15 protein-coding genes are annotated in these 14,806 nt (G+C 52.0%); 7 read left to right on the top strand and 8 right to left on the bottom strand.

All coding sequences use genetic code 11. From position 1 onward, the window contains the following. Positions 1–65 precede the first annotated feature (65 nt). The 4 genes from prc to JQC75_RS07820 form a co-directional block, all read right to left on the bottom strand. Positions 66–2,111, bottom strand: coding sequence for a carboxy terminal-processing peptidase (gene prc / locus JQC75_RS07835; protein WP_203326849.1), 2,046 nt, complete (start codon positions 2,109–2,111; stop codon positions 66–68). Positions 2,112–2,140: 29 nt separating this feature from the next. Then, positions 2,141–2,800 (bottom strand): RNA chaperone ProQ, encoded by a 660-nt coding sequence (proQ, locus tag JQC75_RS07830; protein WP_203326848.1) that lies wholly within the window; start codon positions 2,798–2,800, stop codon positions 2,141–2,143. A gap of 254 nt (positions 2,801–3,054) precedes the next feature. Further along, the gene (locus JQC75_RS07825; RefSeq protein WP_203326847.1) at positions 3,055–3,516 is read right to left on the bottom strand and encodes a GAF domain-containing protein; all 462 of its coding nucleotides are present in this window, start codon (positions 3,514–3,516) and stop codon (positions 3,055–3,057) included. An 18-nt stretch (positions 3,517–3,534) separates the two neighbouring features. Next, positions 3,535–3,822 carry a YebG family protein gene (locus JQC75_RS07820; RefSeq protein ID WP_203326846.1) on the bottom strand — a complete coding sequence of 96 codons (288 nt, stop codon included), beginning with the start codon at positions 3,820–3,822 and terminating at the stop codon, positions 3,535–3,537. Between the two features lie 155 nt (positions 3,823–3,977). Here JQC75_RS07820 and JQC75_RS07815 point away from each other — a divergent pair, with 155 nt between their 5' ends. The 3 genes from JQC75_RS07815 to JQC75_RS07805 are packed head-to-tail and all read left to right on the top strand — an operon-like array spanning position 3,978 to position 7,849. Further along, the gene (locus JQC75_RS07815) at positions 3,978–4,625 is read left to right on the top strand and encodes a paraquat-inducible protein A (RefSeq protein WP_380797362.1); all 648 of its coding nucleotides are present in this window, start codon (positions 3,978–3,980) and stop codon (positions 4,623–4,625) included. Continuing rightward, positions 4,618–5,247, top strand: a complete 630-nt coding sequence (locus JQC75_RS07810; RefSeq protein WP_203326845.1) for a paraquat-inducible protein A — start codon at positions 4,618–4,620, stop codon at positions 5,245–5,247. The genes JQC75_RS07815 and JQC75_RS07810 overlap by 8 nt, the downstream gene beginning before the upstream one ends. After that, complete coding sequence (locus JQC75_RS07805) at positions 5,234–7,849, top strand: MlaD family protein (RefSeq protein ID WP_203326844.1); 2,616 nt, start codon at positions 5,234–5,236, stop codon at positions 7,847–7,849. Before JQC75_RS07810 ends, JQC75_RS07805 begins: the two co-directional genes overlap by 14 nt. Before the next feature lie 197 nt (positions 7,850–8,046). Here the strand turns inward: JQC75_RS07805 and JQC75_RS07800 are convergent, their stop codons facing one another. Then, positions 8,047–9,651, bottom strand: a complete 1,605-nt coding sequence (locus JQC75_RS07800) for a mechanosensitive ion channel family protein (RefSeq protein WP_203326843.1) — start codon at positions 9,649–9,651, stop codon at positions 8,047–8,049. Positions 9,652–10,019: 368 nt separating this feature from the next. Here JQC75_RS07800 and JQC75_RS07795 point away from each other — a divergent pair, with 368 nt between their 5' ends. Next, positions 10,020–10,193 carry a hypothetical protein gene (locus tag JQC75_RS07795; RefSeq protein WP_203326842.1) on the top strand — a complete coding sequence of 58 codons (174 nt, stop codon included), beginning with the start codon at positions 10,020–10,022 and terminating at the stop codon, positions 10,191–10,193. Positions 10,194–10,286: 93 nt separating this feature from the next. Here JQC75_RS07795 and JQC75_RS07790 read toward each other — a convergent pair whose 3' ends face one another. Next, a complete protein-coding gene (locus JQC75_RS07790) occupies positions 10,287–11,210 on the bottom strand; it encodes a pyridoxal-phosphate dependent enzyme (protein ID WP_203326841.1) in 924 nt (307 codons plus the stop codon). Positions 11,211–11,443: 233 nt separating this feature from the next. Here JQC75_RS07790 and JQC75_RS07785 point away from each other — a divergent pair, with 233 nt between their 5' ends. After that, positions 11,444–11,851 (top strand): YccF domain-containing protein, encoded by a 408-nt coding sequence (locus tag JQC75_RS07785; protein WP_203327158.1) that lies wholly within the window; start codon positions 11,444–11,446, stop codon positions 11,849–11,851. A gap of 8 nt (positions 11,852–11,859) precedes the next feature. Here JQC75_RS07785 and JQC75_RS07780 read toward each other — a convergent pair whose 3' ends face one another. Further along, positions 11,860–12,639 carry a substrate-binding periplasmic protein gene (locus tag JQC75_RS07780; protein WP_203326840.1) on the bottom strand — a complete coding sequence of 260 codons (780 nt, stop codon included), beginning with the start codon at positions 12,637–12,639 and terminating at the stop codon, positions 11,860–11,862. A gap of 191 nt (positions 12,640–12,830) precedes the next feature. On the opposite strand from JQC75_RS07780, the gene JQC75_RS07775 reads away from it, so the two are divergent. Together JQC75_RS07775 and JQC75_RS07770 are read left to right on the top strand one after the other, a co-directional pair. Next, positions 12,831–13,301 carry an EVE domain-containing protein gene (locus JQC75_RS07775; RefSeq protein ID WP_203326839.1) on the top strand — a complete coding sequence of 157 codons (471 nt, stop codon included), beginning with the start codon at positions 12,831–12,833 and terminating at the stop codon, positions 13,299–13,301. 31 nt (positions 13,302–13,332) lie between these two features. Then, a complete protein-coding gene (locus JQC75_RS07770) occupies positions 13,333–13,854 on the top strand; it encodes a hypothetical protein (RefSeq protein WP_203326838.1) in 522 nt (173 codons plus the stop codon). A gap of 100 nt (positions 13,855–13,954) precedes the next feature. Here the strand turns inward: JQC75_RS07770 and JQC75_RS07765 are convergent, their stop codons facing one another. Continuing rightward, positions 13,955–14,749 (bottom strand): TIGR00266 family protein, encoded by a 795-nt coding sequence (locus tag JQC75_RS07765; protein WP_203326837.1) that lies wholly within the window; start codon positions 14,747–14,749, stop codon positions 13,955–13,957. Between the last annotated feature and the right edge of the window lie 57 nt (positions 14,750–14,806).

Genomic DNA, 14,806 nt, shown 5'->3' with positions numbered 1-14,806 from the left:
CAGGTCTTGTGGTTTGTCCTGAAAAAAAACGCGCCGGAGCGCGTTTTTTACATCAAAGTCGTACGTCAGTGCTTGCTGGTTGCAGCAAGTTTGCCCGCATCCACCAGATCCAACGTAATGTAGGCGGTTTCATCAAGGAGCGGATCCGGCGCTTCGATATCTTTTTCGATATCATCCAGGCTTGCCACCTTATCCATGCCGGCACGGATACGTCGCTCGTTGGTGCGATCGAGCTGCTTCTTGTCATCGGCTTCACGTTCAGCGATACGCTCACTTTCCACCAGCGACACGGACTTTTGATCGTGAAGGTTTTTGTATTCTGCAATATCCTGATAGATATAGCCAAATTCTACATCTGACTTAATACGTCCCTGATGCTTGGCTTCGAGTTCAGCAATCAGAGGAGAGCTGATTGCATCGACGGTACTGTATTGCGCAACAGGCACTTTATCCCATGGCAGCGCGTTATCTTCTTCCGCCTCGCCATATTCACCGGGCTCAAGCGCGCTTGGGAACGGGATATCCGGTGTGACCCCTTTGAGCTGAGTGCTGCCACCGTTGATACGGTAAAACTTCTGAATGGTGTACTGCACATGGCCTACTGGCTTCTCGTACAGATCGTAAATGCGAGCCAAGCCCTTATGCTGCTGGACTGTGCCTTTACCAAAGGTGGACTCGCCCACGATCAGTGCTCGCTGGTAGTCCTGCAACGCGGCAGCAAAAATCTCAGAGGCTGAAGCACTGTAACGGTCAACCATCACAGTCAAGGGTCCTGAGTAGGTCACCTTGCCGTCGTTGTCCCTGTGCTGGGATACACGCCCATTGGCATCGCGCACCTGAACCACCGGCCCCATATCGATGAAAAGACCGGTCAGAAGTACGGCTTCGGTCAGGGCTCCACCACCGTTGCCACGCAGGTCAATGATGACACCTTCAACTTTTGCCTCTTTCAGGGTTTGCAGCTCTTTAGCCACATCCTGAGACAGGTTCATGTAAAAACCCGGGATTTGAATAACACCGACCTTGCGGTTGGCATACTGACCGTCACTGGGCTCAATCACTTTAGAGGTGGCAGCGCGGTCTTCCAGGCGAATCTTGTCCCTGACCAGAGTCACTTCTACCGGCTTGGCATTGGAGCCGCCCTTCTTCGGCAGAATTTGCAAGGTAACCTTGCTGCCTTTGGGGCCCTTAATAAGGTCGACAACGTCATCGAGACGCCAGCCAATCACGTCAACCACGGCGCCGCCTTCCTGACCAACACCGATAATGCGATCATCCGGTGACAATTTTTCGCTGCTGGCAGCCGGGCCACCGGCCACCATGCTCTTGATAACTGTATAGTCATCATCCATCTGCAACACGGCCCCTATGCCTTCGAGGCTCAGGTTCATTTCCATCTGGAAACGTTCAGCATTGCGTGGAGAAAGGTAGCTGGTATGGGGTTCGATGCTGCGGGAAAACGCATTCATTACTGTCTGGAAGACATCTTCGCTCTGGGTTTGCCCCAGGCGTTTGATGGCGTTGTTGTAGCGTTTTTGCAGCACATCAACGATTTCTGTCCAGTTTTTGCCGGTCAGTTTGAGGTTCAGCGCATCGTACTTAACACGCTGACGCCAAAGCTCCTGTATTTCAGATTCGTCTTTAGCCCAGGGTGCGTCTTCACGATCGTACTCGTACTTATCGCCCGCCTGGGAAAAATCCATTTCTTTATCCAGCAGGCTCAGTGCGTACACAAAACCTTCATAACGGCGCTTTTGGGCCAGATCGAACATGTCGTAGGCGCCGGTCATATCACCGTTTTTAAGCATGTCATCAAATTGATGACGATACTTCTCAAAGCTCTGTACATCGGCTTGCGTCAGCACATTGCGTCGGTAATCCAACTGTTTAAGGTAACGGTCGAAAATCTGCCCAGAGAAGGCATCGTCCAGGCTGAATCTGTGGTAGTGCGAGCGGGTAAAGAGATCTGCCACCCGCTTGGAGGCCACCTTGTGCTGTGGCTCCTGTACCAGAGAGGGCAGCTCATCGATTTGAATGGCAGGCGCTATGGCCCACGCTGAGGATCCTATCAGGATCCCGGCGATGGATACCGCCAAAGATAGTTTTCGCATCAACAAGCTACTCCTTAAACTTCAATGAATTACAGCAGTATATACTCGGCGCGGACTTTCACTGTCAAGCCTGAATCCAGCTGTACATGCACATCACCCTTATTGATGTCCACAATCGAACCTGCCACTGGAGACATGCCCAATTTCACGTTAACACGCTGGGCGACTTTGAGCTCTTCGAGCTTCGCTGGCACCAGGTTAACGGCAACGGCCGGCGCCTTGGGCGCTGCGGCTTTGGGCTTATCTTTGGCTGCAGGCTTGGCGTCACGACGCGCTTGAGGCTGAGGCTTGCGCTTAGGTTTGCGAGGCGCTTTGTCGGCATCGCCTTCATCCTTGCTGCGCTCTGCACGCTTTGCTTTTGCCTTGTCCTGGCTTTCTTTCAGTGTAGCCTGTGCGTGGTCTATGTGTTCCTGCTCCAGCTCACCGCAGGGGTTGCCGTCCAAATCAACGCGTACCGCACCGGCTTTGATGCACTTCAGATAGCGCCAGCTGCTGGTGTATCGGCGCAGGGCAACACGCAATTGTGTTTTACTGACCTTAGAATCATCAGCCAACCTTTCAGCCAAATCTTGAAACAATCCAATTTTCAGTGGCTTGGTTTCACCCTCGGCCACGAAGCACAAAGGAAAGGTTTCATATAAATACGCGAGAATCGCATTGGTGTCGGTCAACTTTTCTGTTGATTCCATCTTTACTTCCACAGTTACTAGGTATGTATGCCCGGTTTATTGCAAGCGATTGCGGGACATAGGTTATTCTCTATACGTTAGCCCGGGGGCCAACACACAAATTAGCATCTTCCGAGCGCTTGCCAAAGCGTTAATAACTATTGTTAACAATTTTTACTATTCGCCGGGAAGTGACTCCCGAGGCAGACGCACAAGCAGCCTATTATAGTGACCGCTTGGGCGAATGCGACTGGGATTTGACGAAAACTGGCGACTTATTGACCGAACAAGGCCTTTTCCAGGGTTCTCACCAGGGTCTCGAGCCCTGCCTGATCTGTCTCATCGAAGCGGGAAAAACTGGGACTGTCGATATCGAGCACAGCTATTACACTGCCCTGATGCCTTACCGGCACCACAATTTCTGAGTTTGATGCCGAGTCACAGGCAATATGACCTTCGAATTGATGTACATCGGCCACACGCTGCGTCGTATCGGTGGCGGCTGCGGTGCCACACACCCCCTTGCCCCAGGGAATACGGGTACAGGCAACCTTGCCCTGGAAGGGACCAAGTACCAGAGTATCGTCACGGCGAACATAGAAACCAACCCAATTCAAGTCGTCCATATGTTCATTCAATAGCGCCGAGAAATTGGCCATGGCGGCAACCATGTCGTCTTCCCCGGCAAGCAAAGCCTCAGCCTGGCGGTTTAAGGTGTCGTAAAACGCGTGTTTCATGCAATTTCCTGCCGATATTCAGTCATTTTCTGCAGCCTTGCGGGCTGCCTTTTTTACCGGTGCCGTCGCCACGCCGGGCGACGCACCCTTGAGCAGCGATGATAAATCATCTTTATGGGTGGCAAAATAGAAGGCCAACTTTTCCGTTGTCGCTTCATCGAGACCGCATTCTGCATTGTCGATAAATGGGATCAGGCTGTCAGCGATATCCAGCATCTTGTCGTAGGCATCCGCCTCCTTTTTCGATGTAAATGTCATCTTCTCAACCCCATCTCTGACCACCACAAATTGAGTGATTACCGCCATGATAGCCCTCATACTGTTTATTTATACAGTGACGAAGTGTCACAGTTTTTTTCAGGGGATGCAAGTGTTTAACATGATCTGATACACTCGTACGCTGAAACCGCCTCCAAAGGAGGCAGAGTCAGGCATCACCCCGGCTGGGGTACCTGTCAGCCATGGATCTGCAATACGCTTCTATGCATCATGACGATATCGACAATTCGGTGATCCTGTGCCATGCCTGCGATTTGGCGGTGCGGCGCCGTGCCTTACCCAGTGGGGTCAGGGCGCTTTGCCCCCGTTGTCACACGGCGCTGTATGACACTCCCTTCTGCTCTATCAACGGCATGTTGGCGCTTTGCCTGTCTGCTGTGGCGCTGTTTCTGCCGGCCAATCTTTTCCCCGTACTCGAACTGCATTTTCTGGGGTCCGTGCGCACTGCAACGGTGTTTCAGGGCGCCATGGCAGTGATGGATTTGGGCTACTGGGTAGTGGGTATTGCCGTGCTCGTCGCCGCCGTTATAGGCCCCGGCTTGCTGCTGCTGTCAATTATGTCGCAGATCCTGCTTGTTAAAATGGGCCTCAATCCAGGATGGCAACGGGATCTGTATAAATGGCTGCTTCGCCGTCACGGTTTATTCAGCCAAATCACCATGCTGGAAATCTATGTGATCAGCTTTTTGGTTTCTGCATTTCAATTATCTGACTTTTCAGATATCTACTTTGGCGTTGGCACCTTTTCTTTCACCATGCTGTTCCTGGTGACCCTGTTTTTGCAACGGGAATACAATATAGAACACATGTGGAGTCGCCTGAATGACTGACAATGTCCAGACCACCGGAAAGGAAATGGGCCAGTGCCTCTGCCCCGTGTGTAGAAAAACCAACCCAGTGAATGTGACAAACTGCAGCCGCTGCGGCGCAGACAATCAGGCACGGGACTACGGCAGTCTTCAAAAAAGCTGGGCACTGCTCATCACTGCCGCCATTCTGCTTATTCCGGCAAACGTCTACCCCATCACCACCCTGGTAAACCAAGGCAAGGTAACCCACGACACTATCTTCAGCGGTATCAAGCATTTGGTGCATTCCGATATGTTGCCAATTGCGATTATTGTCTTTACTGCAAGCATTCTGGTGCCCTGGTTAAAGATCATCGGACTGGCTACCTACCTTACCGCCATCAGTTTTTCCCTGCCGGTGTCCAAACGCAGATTGATGGCTGGCTTCCACATTATTGAGTGGATTGGCCGCTGGTCCATGCTGGATTTATTTGTAATTTCATTAACCGTTGCCCTGGTGAATATGGGGCAATTGCTGGATGCCAAACCCGCACCGGCTGCAACCGCATTTGCCTTGGTGATTTTGCTGACACAGCTTGCCGCCAAGGTACTGGATACGCGTTTACTCTGGGATCGATTGGACTTAGAAAATGACAAACATTGAAGCACCCAAGGTAGTCAAAAAGAAACTGTTTTCGCCGGTGTGGCTGCTGCCTCTGGTCGCCCTGGCGCTGGCGGCCTGGCTGGGTATCAAGAGTATCCGCGAGTCCGGAGTAGAAATCTTTGTCCATTTTCCCAGCGCTTCCGGGATTGACGTGGGCAAAACCCTGGTCAAATATCAGGGGCTCACCGTCGGTAAGGTGACCGACATCGCCATGGATGAGGACCTCAAGGGGGTCAACGTCACTGTGATGATGGATTATCGAGCGGCACCTTACCTCAGAGAAAACACTCAGTTTTGGCTGGTATCCCCAAAGGCCTCCATTACCGGCGTCTCAGGTCTGGATGCGCTCTTCTCTGGAAACTACATCGCAGTACAGCCAGGTGACGGCGAGCAAGTCACCCGTTTTGACGCACTGCGGGAGGCTCCCCCCATGGCGCCGGGCAACGAAGGCATACTGGTGGAGCTGAGTACCGACAAGCTTGGCTCACTGGATGTGGGATCCGGTGTCTATTTTCGCCAAATTCCAGTAGGTAACGTGGTGAGCTATCGCCTCGAAGGCAATCAGAGAATCGTCATAGGCGCTTTTATTCAGGAGCAATATGCCCACCTGGTGAAAAAAGACAGCCGTTTCTGGAATGTCTCAGGCATGAGCATCGACGCGTCCCTGAAAGGTATCAAGGTTGAGAGCGAAAGTTTGGCGGCGCTGCTTGCCGGTGGGATCAGCTTCAGCAGCTCTGATGCCGGTATCAGCGCCAGCCATGGCGACAGTTTTGTGCTTCATGGCAGTGAAACCGATGCGCTGGGTGGTTATTTACTGGAGCTGACCACAGACAATGCCGATGGCCTCGGTGTAGGAAGCCTTGTCATGTATCGTGGTTTGGAAATCGGTAAGGTCACCAATACCAGACTGACTGATTCAGGCGTCAGCTTAAGCGTTTTTATCAACCACGCCCAGGGCCACTTGATTGGTAAAGACAGTCGCTTCTGGCGAGAAGGCGCGGATATCTCACTTGATGGGATAAAACATGCGGCAAGGCTGATTACCGGCGATGTGATTGCCATGCTGCCCGGCGAAGGCCCCATGGAAGGCAGCTATATCCTCGAAAGCAAAGCACCTGATTTTATGTATGCCGAAAAGGCCCATCTGCTTATTCGCAGTGATACCGGCCAGGGCGCGCAGGTTGGCGCCGAAATACGCTATCGCAATTTGCCTGTTGGAGAAGTGACACAGGTAAAACTTGCTGAGGACTTGGGCTCAGTGGAATATCTGGCAGAAATACAGCCCGAGTTTAAACGTCTTCTGACCCGAGGCAGTTATCTGGTTGCTGAAGCTCCGGTAAGCCTGGATGCTTCCCTCAAAGGTGTAAAATTTGCCGTTGGTGATACCTCAGCCCTGCTCAAAGGCTCAATAAAGCTGGTAAGCGGCAGCGGCACGGCTCTGGGCGCACAAGATGAACTGCGACTCTACGCGTCAGAGGAAGATGCCCTGGCGGCCAAAGCCACAAACCAACGTATCAAGATTAAACTGCAAAGCACTGAAGGCGCGGGTATTGAGGTATCCAGTCCGGTTTATTACAAGAAGATGCACATTGGTGAAGTCACCCATGTCAGTTGGCAGCCCGAGTTGGACGTGTTTGACATTGAGCTTGCCATCGACGGCACCTTTAAGCGTCTGATTGGCCCCAATACGTTGTATTGGAAACACAGTGCCATTTCAGTGGATGCCAGCCTTAAAGGGCTGAAAGTGGATGTTGCTACCCTGCCCGGTCTTATCAGCGGTGGCATCGCAATTGGTCTGCTCCCACAGGGCGAAGCCAAAAATCCGGGACGCCTCTATGAGTCCGAAACCCTGGCTATGGCACAGGCACAACCGGTGGAGCTGATTATGGGTGCTGAATCCCGCATCGCGGCCGGCGCTCCCATTCGCTATCAGGGGCATCAAATAGGTGAAGTCACGGAAGTGAAGCTGTCGTCAGATTTACATAAGCTTGTTGCCCGCGCGTATCTCTACGGAGAATATGCGGATAATTTCAGCCGTGAGGACAGCCGTTATCTGCTGGAGGATGTGCAGATTTCATTGCAGGGTATCAAGGCGCCGGAAGCCATTATAACCGGCCCTTTCATCTCTGTTTTGCCGGGCAAAGCACCACAGCGAACTCATCGTTTTGAGGTCGTTGGCCGCGCGCCACATTATGCCAACGTAGCCACGGACGCACTCAAGCTGACGCTCGAGAGGCCATCTCTGGGCTCGATAAAAGCAGGCAGCCAAATTTTCTACCGTGGCGTTGCCATTGGCGGCGTCGATGGCTATGCGCTCAACAGCAGTGGCAGCCAGGTGGAGCTCTTTGTCCATATCGATGCCGAATACCGACATCTGGTCAATGCCAGCAGCGTATTTTTCGATCTCTCCGGCGTGAATTTTGAATTCGGACTCTTCTCTGGCGCCAAGGTACAAACCGGCTCGCTGGAAACCATTCTCGTCGGCGGTATTGGGGTCGCAACCCGTTCCGTCACCGCTGCCGGCAACCAGCTTGGCAATGGCAGCCGCTTTGTGCTGTATCCCGAGGCCCATGAAGATTGGCTGGTTTGGTCTCCCCAATGACCTGAGACCACACGCAGTCGAAAAAGCAAAACCAAGTAAAAAGGTCGCCTGTGGCGACCTTTTTCATTAATGCTGATAACTGCTATGCCAGATAAAGATCACGCCGCGGCGTGCCAAAGAGGCGAGCAGACTCATAGGCATCACCTGATAGTCTTTGTCACTGACATTCCTTTCATATAACGGGCTTTCACCTGTACTCAGGGCGCCACCGGCGCCATGGCTGGCACCACTCTGGAGCCATGTTTGGCCACTATCTCCATGATCCCGAGATTGAGTTCATGTGCCACCTGTTGGTAGGTGGGCAAACTTGTTGTACCCACATAGGCAAACACATTGATTTCAAGCCCATGCAAGCCAAAACCACTGAAAGTTACACGCAGGGGCTTGTCGTTGACCTTATCGGTGGTTTCAAGTAAGGCTTTGATATCATCTGTTATTTGCTTGATTTGTTCTGCGCTGGTGTTGTAATCGAGGCGAATGTCGGTTTTAAAGCGGATTTTTTCGCGTTCAGAGATATTTTCTATTTCCATTTCAGCCAGTTTTGCATTGGGAATATGGATGACGGAGCGGTCGAGAGTGCGAATACGGGTGCAACGAAGACCAATCTCCTCCACGGTTCCCCGCAAGCTGCCGAGTTTACACAGATTACCCACCTTGAGTGGCGCAGAAGAGTACAGGGTCACAGTGCCAATAAAATTTTCAATGGACTGCTTGGAGGCCAGCGCCAGTGCGATGCCGCCAATGCCCATGCCGGCGAGGATGGCACCCACATTAAAGCCAAGGTGCTGCATCCAAATCAGCGACGCCAAAACCAGCGTTAAAATCCGAAAAAAGTTGGTCAAAGGTCGCAGCAGAGAAGCCGCTTGCTTACTTCCCCTTTCTGTCCACCTGGCTTTGAGCACACTTTGCATGAGTCCCATCAGCGACCAAAGCAGCCATACCAAGGTCAGCATTAAAAACACGCCAGTATCAATCAGCTCTTTGGTCATCACCGGCAAGGTTGTATGCAGAATGGCGGCCTTGTTCAGCAGCACCGCCAGAAAAAAGCGCATTGGCCCGGTGACTATTTTGGCCGCTTCCTCGCGGTGCTGCCATGGTGTTCTGAGCAGTAACCACTTAACCACCCAGGTAACCGGCAGCGCAAGCAATAACGATACCGCCAGGAATGCCACCATAAAGGCCCATTCCCACAAGGTAAATTTAAACAACCGTCCTTCGGGTACATGGGCAATAAACCATTCGACCCAAGGGCCATAGCCTAACTTTTCATATAGCGCCGGCACCTGTGCCAGTGTGGCATTGGATATTTTCCAGATACTGCCAATACCCGCATCGGGAACACGTTGCAAATAAAACACGACGTCCTTGTTGCCTGCCTGGATGCGGGCAAACGCATCGCGATAGGCGGGCAGGTTATCCAGCTCATTCCCCTGGGGGGTATCGTTCACTGTGTCCAGGTCAATCCAGAGGTTACGATCCAAAATGGCCTGCAAATCCCGGGCATATTTCTCACCCTTGGTGCTGCTCATCCCCTCGGGTAAAAACCGCAGGTCCAAATACTCTGTTGCAAGGAGATAATCCTGCTCCCAGGCCGCCTTGAAGAAACCCTGCAAAGCGCCTCTTGGGGTATCGCGGGAGAGCGGATCACGGTATTGATAATGCTCGGGAGTCTGTACCTGTTCCTGCTCAATTTCACTGGACTTATCCAATGCCTGCATCAAGGTCAGGGAGGAATTGGCCATACTCGGGCCGCAGAACAGGGAGAACACAAAAGGGATAAAAACCCTATAAATCCGTTTCATAGTACGATTCCATCACGCGGGTAACCCATGAATATTATCACCGGGACAATATTTTCACAGTGCTGAAACCAAGGTGTCTAAAGGTCAGAGTCAACAACTGTTCGGTGTGACAGCCGGATGCCGGATACGGACCTGAATTTCGCCTGACTGTCATCCCAGCGTCATCTGACTCTGCTCAAATACACTGAATCGCTCCGCGTCAGACAGTTTCGATTGGCATCATCGGAGCGACTAACTTGCAAACCTGGCATCAATACGTTATTCTCGGCGGTCCTCACATCCGTCTTTTGCATATTTTTGCTAAGGATATTTTATAGTTAGATTAATTTCGCCCTTAAATGGCGACAAAGAAACAAGGAGTGTGGCTTATGTCATACAAATTAGATGGCCATGAAATCAGCGTGGCATTTCCAGTAGATTCCATCTCTCTTAACAAGAGCTCAATCGCCTTCACCGATAAACACGGCAAGAACAGGCAAACCTTCTCGAAGCGTACCGAAGCGCTGAGATTCATGAAGTGGCTGCTGAGCAGCAATAAGTAACAGTTCGCTGGGAATTTCCCCTTTCCTCTCACTTTCCCAAGCAAACATCCCTGACGCCTGCGCAGGAAGCACGATTTCACGGGTGCTTTCCGCTCAGGCGCTATCCTTTTCAAAAAACTGCGCGAACTTGCGCCGATATCGGGGCAGCATAGACACATTGCCTCTCAGCCCTCCCTGATGCAGGTAGAGCCAGTTTCCCTCTGCGTTGGCATCCAGCAGTGACCTTAGCACCAGCAGCCCGCAAGGGTCATACAAAAGCTCAAATTCCAGCCCCTGGCGACGCATCGCCAGCCAAATCTCCAGCTCATCACGCTTGAGTTTGGCGTAATGATGGGCGCCGCCAACCACCTCGGGGTAAATGTGACTGTCGGCACTTAATTCGGCAAACTGGGCGATAAGATAATTGCCATCCCCCACCACAGGACAAGTAACCACCCTGATATCGCTATGCTGCTGATGAAAATACTCACTGAGGTAAAGTGCCGTGGTGCCTGTGCCCGACGGCAGAAACACCTTTAGGTCAGCCATGCCCCTGGCGGCTGCCCAATCCGCAATTTCGCGACCAAGAGTGTGCACACCCGTGCGCGCCAGGGCACATCGGCCACCTTCCGGCACATAGAGACAAGCGTTTGCGTCCATCTGCTTCAAACGAATGGACTCAATGTATTCCCGTGGCAACATGCCCGGGTCGGGTACCCGCATTACCTTGGCACCTAGTGCCAGGGCACCGCCATAATTTCCCTCTTCATCGGCGTAGATGCTGGCGGCAATGTGGTCCACATAAAACTCCAGTTGCCATCCACGCCTGCTCGCCAAAGCCGCCAGGGAATAGAGCGAATTGGACTGCGGCGAACCATAACCAATCAGGGTTTGCACCCCATCAAAGCGGTCGGTCAGCAAGCTGGCAAATTTACGCCCCTTATTGCCACTGAAGGGTTCTGGCAATAAATCGTCCCGTTTGAGCCACAAACTGTGGCCAAAAAACGAAAAGGGCTCGACTGGGCTTGGGCTATGCATGGGTAAGCGCTTCTCAGACAGGGATAAGGTGACAAACAGGCGCCAAGTCTAACGCGACTTGACCCGACTTTCAGCTTACAGCTGGTCATTTATGTCAACCGGATGGTGAAACACACCAACCCCCCAGCAAGGAAAGGCCGTATGTCTTTGATATTAATGAAAATAAATAAATGGCCTTGATTTTGCTTAGCATCTACCAATCGAAGATAGACGCATATTTTACAGGAGAACATATGGCCCTACTCAGGCTTATATTTAACATCGCGTGGTTTGTACTTGGCGGTTTTGTCATGGGGCTTGCCTGGTGGCTCGCAGGGCTGCTCTGCTTTATCAGTATTGTCGGTATTCCATTTGGACGGGCCTGCTTTGTGATTGGGGAAATGGCGTTCTGGCCATTTGGACAGGATCATGTCTCGCGCCGGGAGTTGACCGGGCTGGAAGATCTGGGTACAGGCCCTCTGGGGATGGTAGGCAATATCATCTGGTTCTTGCTGTTTGGGATCTGGCTCGCTATCGGGCACATAGGCCACGCCCTGGCCTGTTTTATTACCATTATCGGCATTCCATTTGGCATTCAACACCTGAAACTGGCCCTGCTCAGCCTAACCCCGATTGGACGCACGGTAGTCGCTCGAGCGTGACACATCCCTTATTCCGGCAAGTGATTGGCCATTACTTCAGCCGCATCGATTCGCTGCAGGCCTTCATTAAAGATAGCCTGCCAGCGAAGCCCCTCCGGCGTATTCTTGAAGGCAATATAGAGATTTTTGTTTGCCAATAGCTGGCTGTTCATCTGAACCTTATCGGCAACGCCTTGCAGCCTGTTTTGTTTGAGCAAATAACGCATTACGTAAACATCAATCACAGCGGCGTCAATGCGGCCCGCTGCAACCTTTTTGATATTGAATTCATCAGATGTCACCTTTTCAGCAGGTTGAAGGTCGTCGGCAATGGCTTTGTCCAGCTCTTCGGTATTGACATAATCCTGCACAACACCAAGACGGTAATTGCGAAGATCTTTGACCGATACCCAGCTGATAGGACGGTTTTTGTGCTCCAAAAGCCCAAGAGGACTCATCCCCATCGGGTGGGAAAACACAAACTGCACGGTATCGAAATAGTATTCGGGGAAATAGCCGACATAGGGCGTATTGCTTTGGTGTGCCAACTTCACGGCCCGGCTCCAGGGATAGAAATCCACCTCCAGTTGATAACCCATGGCAGCAAAGGCGGCCTTTGCCACAGCCACAGAAGCCCCTTCTGATGGTAAACCTTGTCCCGAATAGGGCGGCCAGTGCAGTGACGTCAGCCGCACCACGGTGGCGTTCACCTCGTTGGGAACACCAAGCCCTGCAGTCAAGAGAATCAATAGCAACCACATTGACTTTAACAAGCGCACGGGACCCGATAACAGTTGTCTTGGCAGCATAACGAGTATCTTGGCGATATGGCCGACCTCTGACTAAATTCAGAATCAAGTATAGCAATCCCTGACAGCCAGATGGCTCTGCTCAGCCAATGGAAAGTTTGAATGCTTTGTATTCGGTGAACTGCCGCCATGCTTTGCAGTACGCCCAGTTGGCCTTACACTGGCAGCACTTGCAAAAAAGTGGAAATGCAATGAATTATTGGTTAATGAAATCGGAACCCGATGAGTTCAGCATCCGTGACCTTGCCGCCAGACCGCAACAAACGGAAGGCTGGCATGGCATCCGCAATTATCAGGCCCGCAACTTCATGCGGGATGAGATGAAGGTAGGAGACAGGGTGTTTTTTTACCATTCCAGCTGCAAGGTTCCCGCCATTGTCGGGGTAGCGGAAGTGGCAAGCCACGTCTACCCCGACAGCAGTGCCTGGGATCCTGAGTCGGATTATTTTGATCCCAAGTCCAGCCCTGATGCGCCCCGCTGGCTACAACTTGACATACGTTTTGTGAAAGAATTTGCCAAACCTGTAACCCTGACAGCCATCAAGAGCCACCCGGGGCTTGCTGATATGCTGTTGGTGCAAAAAGGTTCACGGTTAAGCATACAGCCAGTAGATGATATACACTGGAAACTCATCCACCAGATGGCTGGTGAATCCCTTTGATGTGTACCCCGAGTGAGGTTAGGAGAGTCCAATGAAAAATAAATGGCTGTTTTTGATGCTGGCGGCAGCACTGAGCACTGGTGCAATGGCCAAAAACGACAAAGAGCATAAAGAGCATAAAGAGCATAAAGAGCAAAAAGAGCAAAAAGAGCAAAAAGACCACAAAGACCACAAAGACCACAAAGACCACAAAGACCACAAAGACCACAAAGACCACAAAGACTACAAAGACTACAAAGACCACAAAGACTACAAAGACTACAAAGACTACAAAGACTACAAAGACTACAAAGACAAGTCCTATCACCAGAACCGTTCAGACGGAAAAGACTTACCACCGGGCCTGCAAAAGAAGGTGGCTAATGGTAAGCCCCTGCCTCCCGGCTGGCAAAAAAAGTATCGCCGTGGCGATATCCTGGACCGGGATATTTACGACCGTGGAGTACGAGTTGGCCCGATTGGGACTGGTGGTGAAGTGACTCTCCGCATCGAAGACTCACTGTTTAAAATTCACGATAAGACCCGCAAAATCATGGATATTATCAACGAGTAATATCGATGACTCCTCGTAAAAAGGGAGCCATCCGGCTCCCTTTTTATTGCACGCTTCAGACACAGCGGCTTAAAGGCCACCTTAGTCTGATGTCATGATGTCAATTGCCATCCAGCATGCGGCCTATGCCGCCCAGCACCGAGCCTTCACCCCGGCTGGAACCACCCGCCGAAGGCGCATGGGCAATGATACGGTCGGCCATGCGCGAGAACGGCAGGCTTTGCAGCCATACGGTGCCATGACCTTGCAGCGTGGCCAAAAACAGACCTTCACCACCAAATACCATGGATTTAAGGGAACCTGCTCGCTGGATGTCGTAATCGATGCCGGAGGTAAACCCCACCAAACAGCCGGTATCCACCCGCAACGTCTCACCCTTAAGCTCTTTTTTGATAAGGGTGCCACCGGCGTGCACAAAGGCCATGCCATCACCTTTGAGCTTTTGCATGATAAAGCCTTCACCGCCAAAAAAGCCGGTTCCGAGGCGTTTGTTGAATGTCATGGTGATTTGGGTGCCAAGGGCTGCCGCCAGAAAGCTGTCTTTTTGCAATATCAACTCGCCGCCAAGCTCCGCCATGTCCAGCGCGAGAAGCGTGCCGGGATAAGGGGCCGAAAACGCCACCCGTCGCTTGCCATGGCCCTGGTTGGTAAAGTGCGTCATAAACAGGCTCTCGCCCGTGAGCATACGCTTGCCCGCCCCCATCAAGGCGCCGAAAAAGCCGGACTCAGGCTCAGAGCCATCGCCCATGCGGGCCTCAAACTGGATGCCCTCTTCCATGTAGGTCATGGCGCCGGCCTCAGCAATCACGGTTTCACCGGGATCCAGCTCCACTTCCACCAGCTGCATGCTTTCGCCGCGAATTTCATAGTCCACTTCGTGACAACGTCTCATCATCCTTTTCCCCATCTGACGTTTTACGGATGTGGCTCAACATACGACATAATATGTCAC

Origin of the sequence: Shewanella litorisediminis, from assembly GCF_016834455.1 — a bacterium.
In the GTDB taxonomy this organism is placed as follows: domain Bacteria; phylum Pseudomonadota; class Gammaproteobacteria; order Enterobacterales; family Shewanellaceae; genus Shewanella; species Shewanella litorisediminis.
The sequence above is the reverse complement of the archived record's forward strand: the minus strand, read 5'-3'. Positions and strand labels throughout refer to the sequence as shown.

Excerpts from the sequence above, each read along its gene's own strand:
- prc (WP_203326849.1), bottom strand. The coding sequence starts at position 2,111 with ATGCGAAAACTATCTTTGGCGGTATCCATCGCCGGGATCCTGATAGGA.
- proQ (WP_203326848.1), bottom strand. The coding sequence starts at position 2,800 with ATGGAATCAACAGAAAAGTTGACCGACACCAATGCGATTCTCGCGTAT.
- JQC75_RS07825 (WP_203326847.1), bottom strand. The coding sequence starts at position 3,516 with ATGAAACACGCGTTTTACGACACCTTAAACCGCCAGGCTGAGGCTTTG.
- JQC75_RS07820 (WP_203326846.1), bottom strand. The coding sequence starts at position 3,822 with ATGGCGGTAATCACTCAATTTGTGGTGGTCAGAGATGGGGTTGAGAAG.
- JQC75_RS07815 (WP_380797362.1), top strand. The coding sequence starts at position 3,978 with ATGGATCTGCAATACGCTTCTATGCATCATGACGATATCGACAATTCG.
- JQC75_RS07810 (WP_203326845.1), top strand. The coding sequence starts at position 4,618 with ATGACTGACAATGTCCAGACCACCGGAAAGGAAATGGGCCAGTGCCTC.
- JQC75_RS07805 (WP_203326844.1), top strand. The coding sequence starts at position 5,234 with ATGACAAACATTGAAGCACCCAAGGTAGTCAAAAAGAAACTGTTTTCG.
- JQC75_RS07800 (WP_203326843.1), bottom strand. The coding sequence starts at position 9,651 with ATGAAACGGATTTATAGGGTTTTTATCCCTTTTGTGTTCTCCCTGTTC.
- JQC75_RS07795 (WP_203326842.1), top strand. The coding sequence starts at position 10,020 with ATGTCATACAAATTAGATGGCCATGAAATCAGCGTGGCATTTCCAGTA.
- JQC75_RS07790 (WP_203326841.1), bottom strand. The coding sequence starts at position 11,210 with ATGCATAGCCCAAGCCCAGTCGAGCCCTTTTCGTTTTTTGGCCACAGT.
- JQC75_RS07785 (WP_203327158.1), top strand. The coding sequence starts at position 11,444 with ATGGCCCTACTCAGGCTTATATTTAACATCGCGTGGTTTGTACTTGGC.
- JQC75_RS07780 (WP_203326840.1), bottom strand. The coding sequence starts at position 12,639 with ATGCTGCCAAGACAACTGTTATCGGGTCCCGTGCGCTTGTTAAAGTCA.
- JQC75_RS07775 (WP_203326839.1), top strand. The coding sequence starts at position 12,831 with ATGAATTATTGGTTAATGAAATCGGAACCCGATGAGTTCAGCATCCGT.
- JQC75_RS07770 (WP_203326838.1), top strand. The coding sequence starts at position 13,333 with ATGAAAAATAAATGGCTGTTTTTGATGCTGGCGGCAGCACTGAGCACT.
- JQC75_RS07765 (WP_203326837.1), bottom strand. The coding sequence starts at position 14,749 with ATGATGAGACGTTGTCACGAAGTGGACTATGAAATTCGCGGCGAAAGC.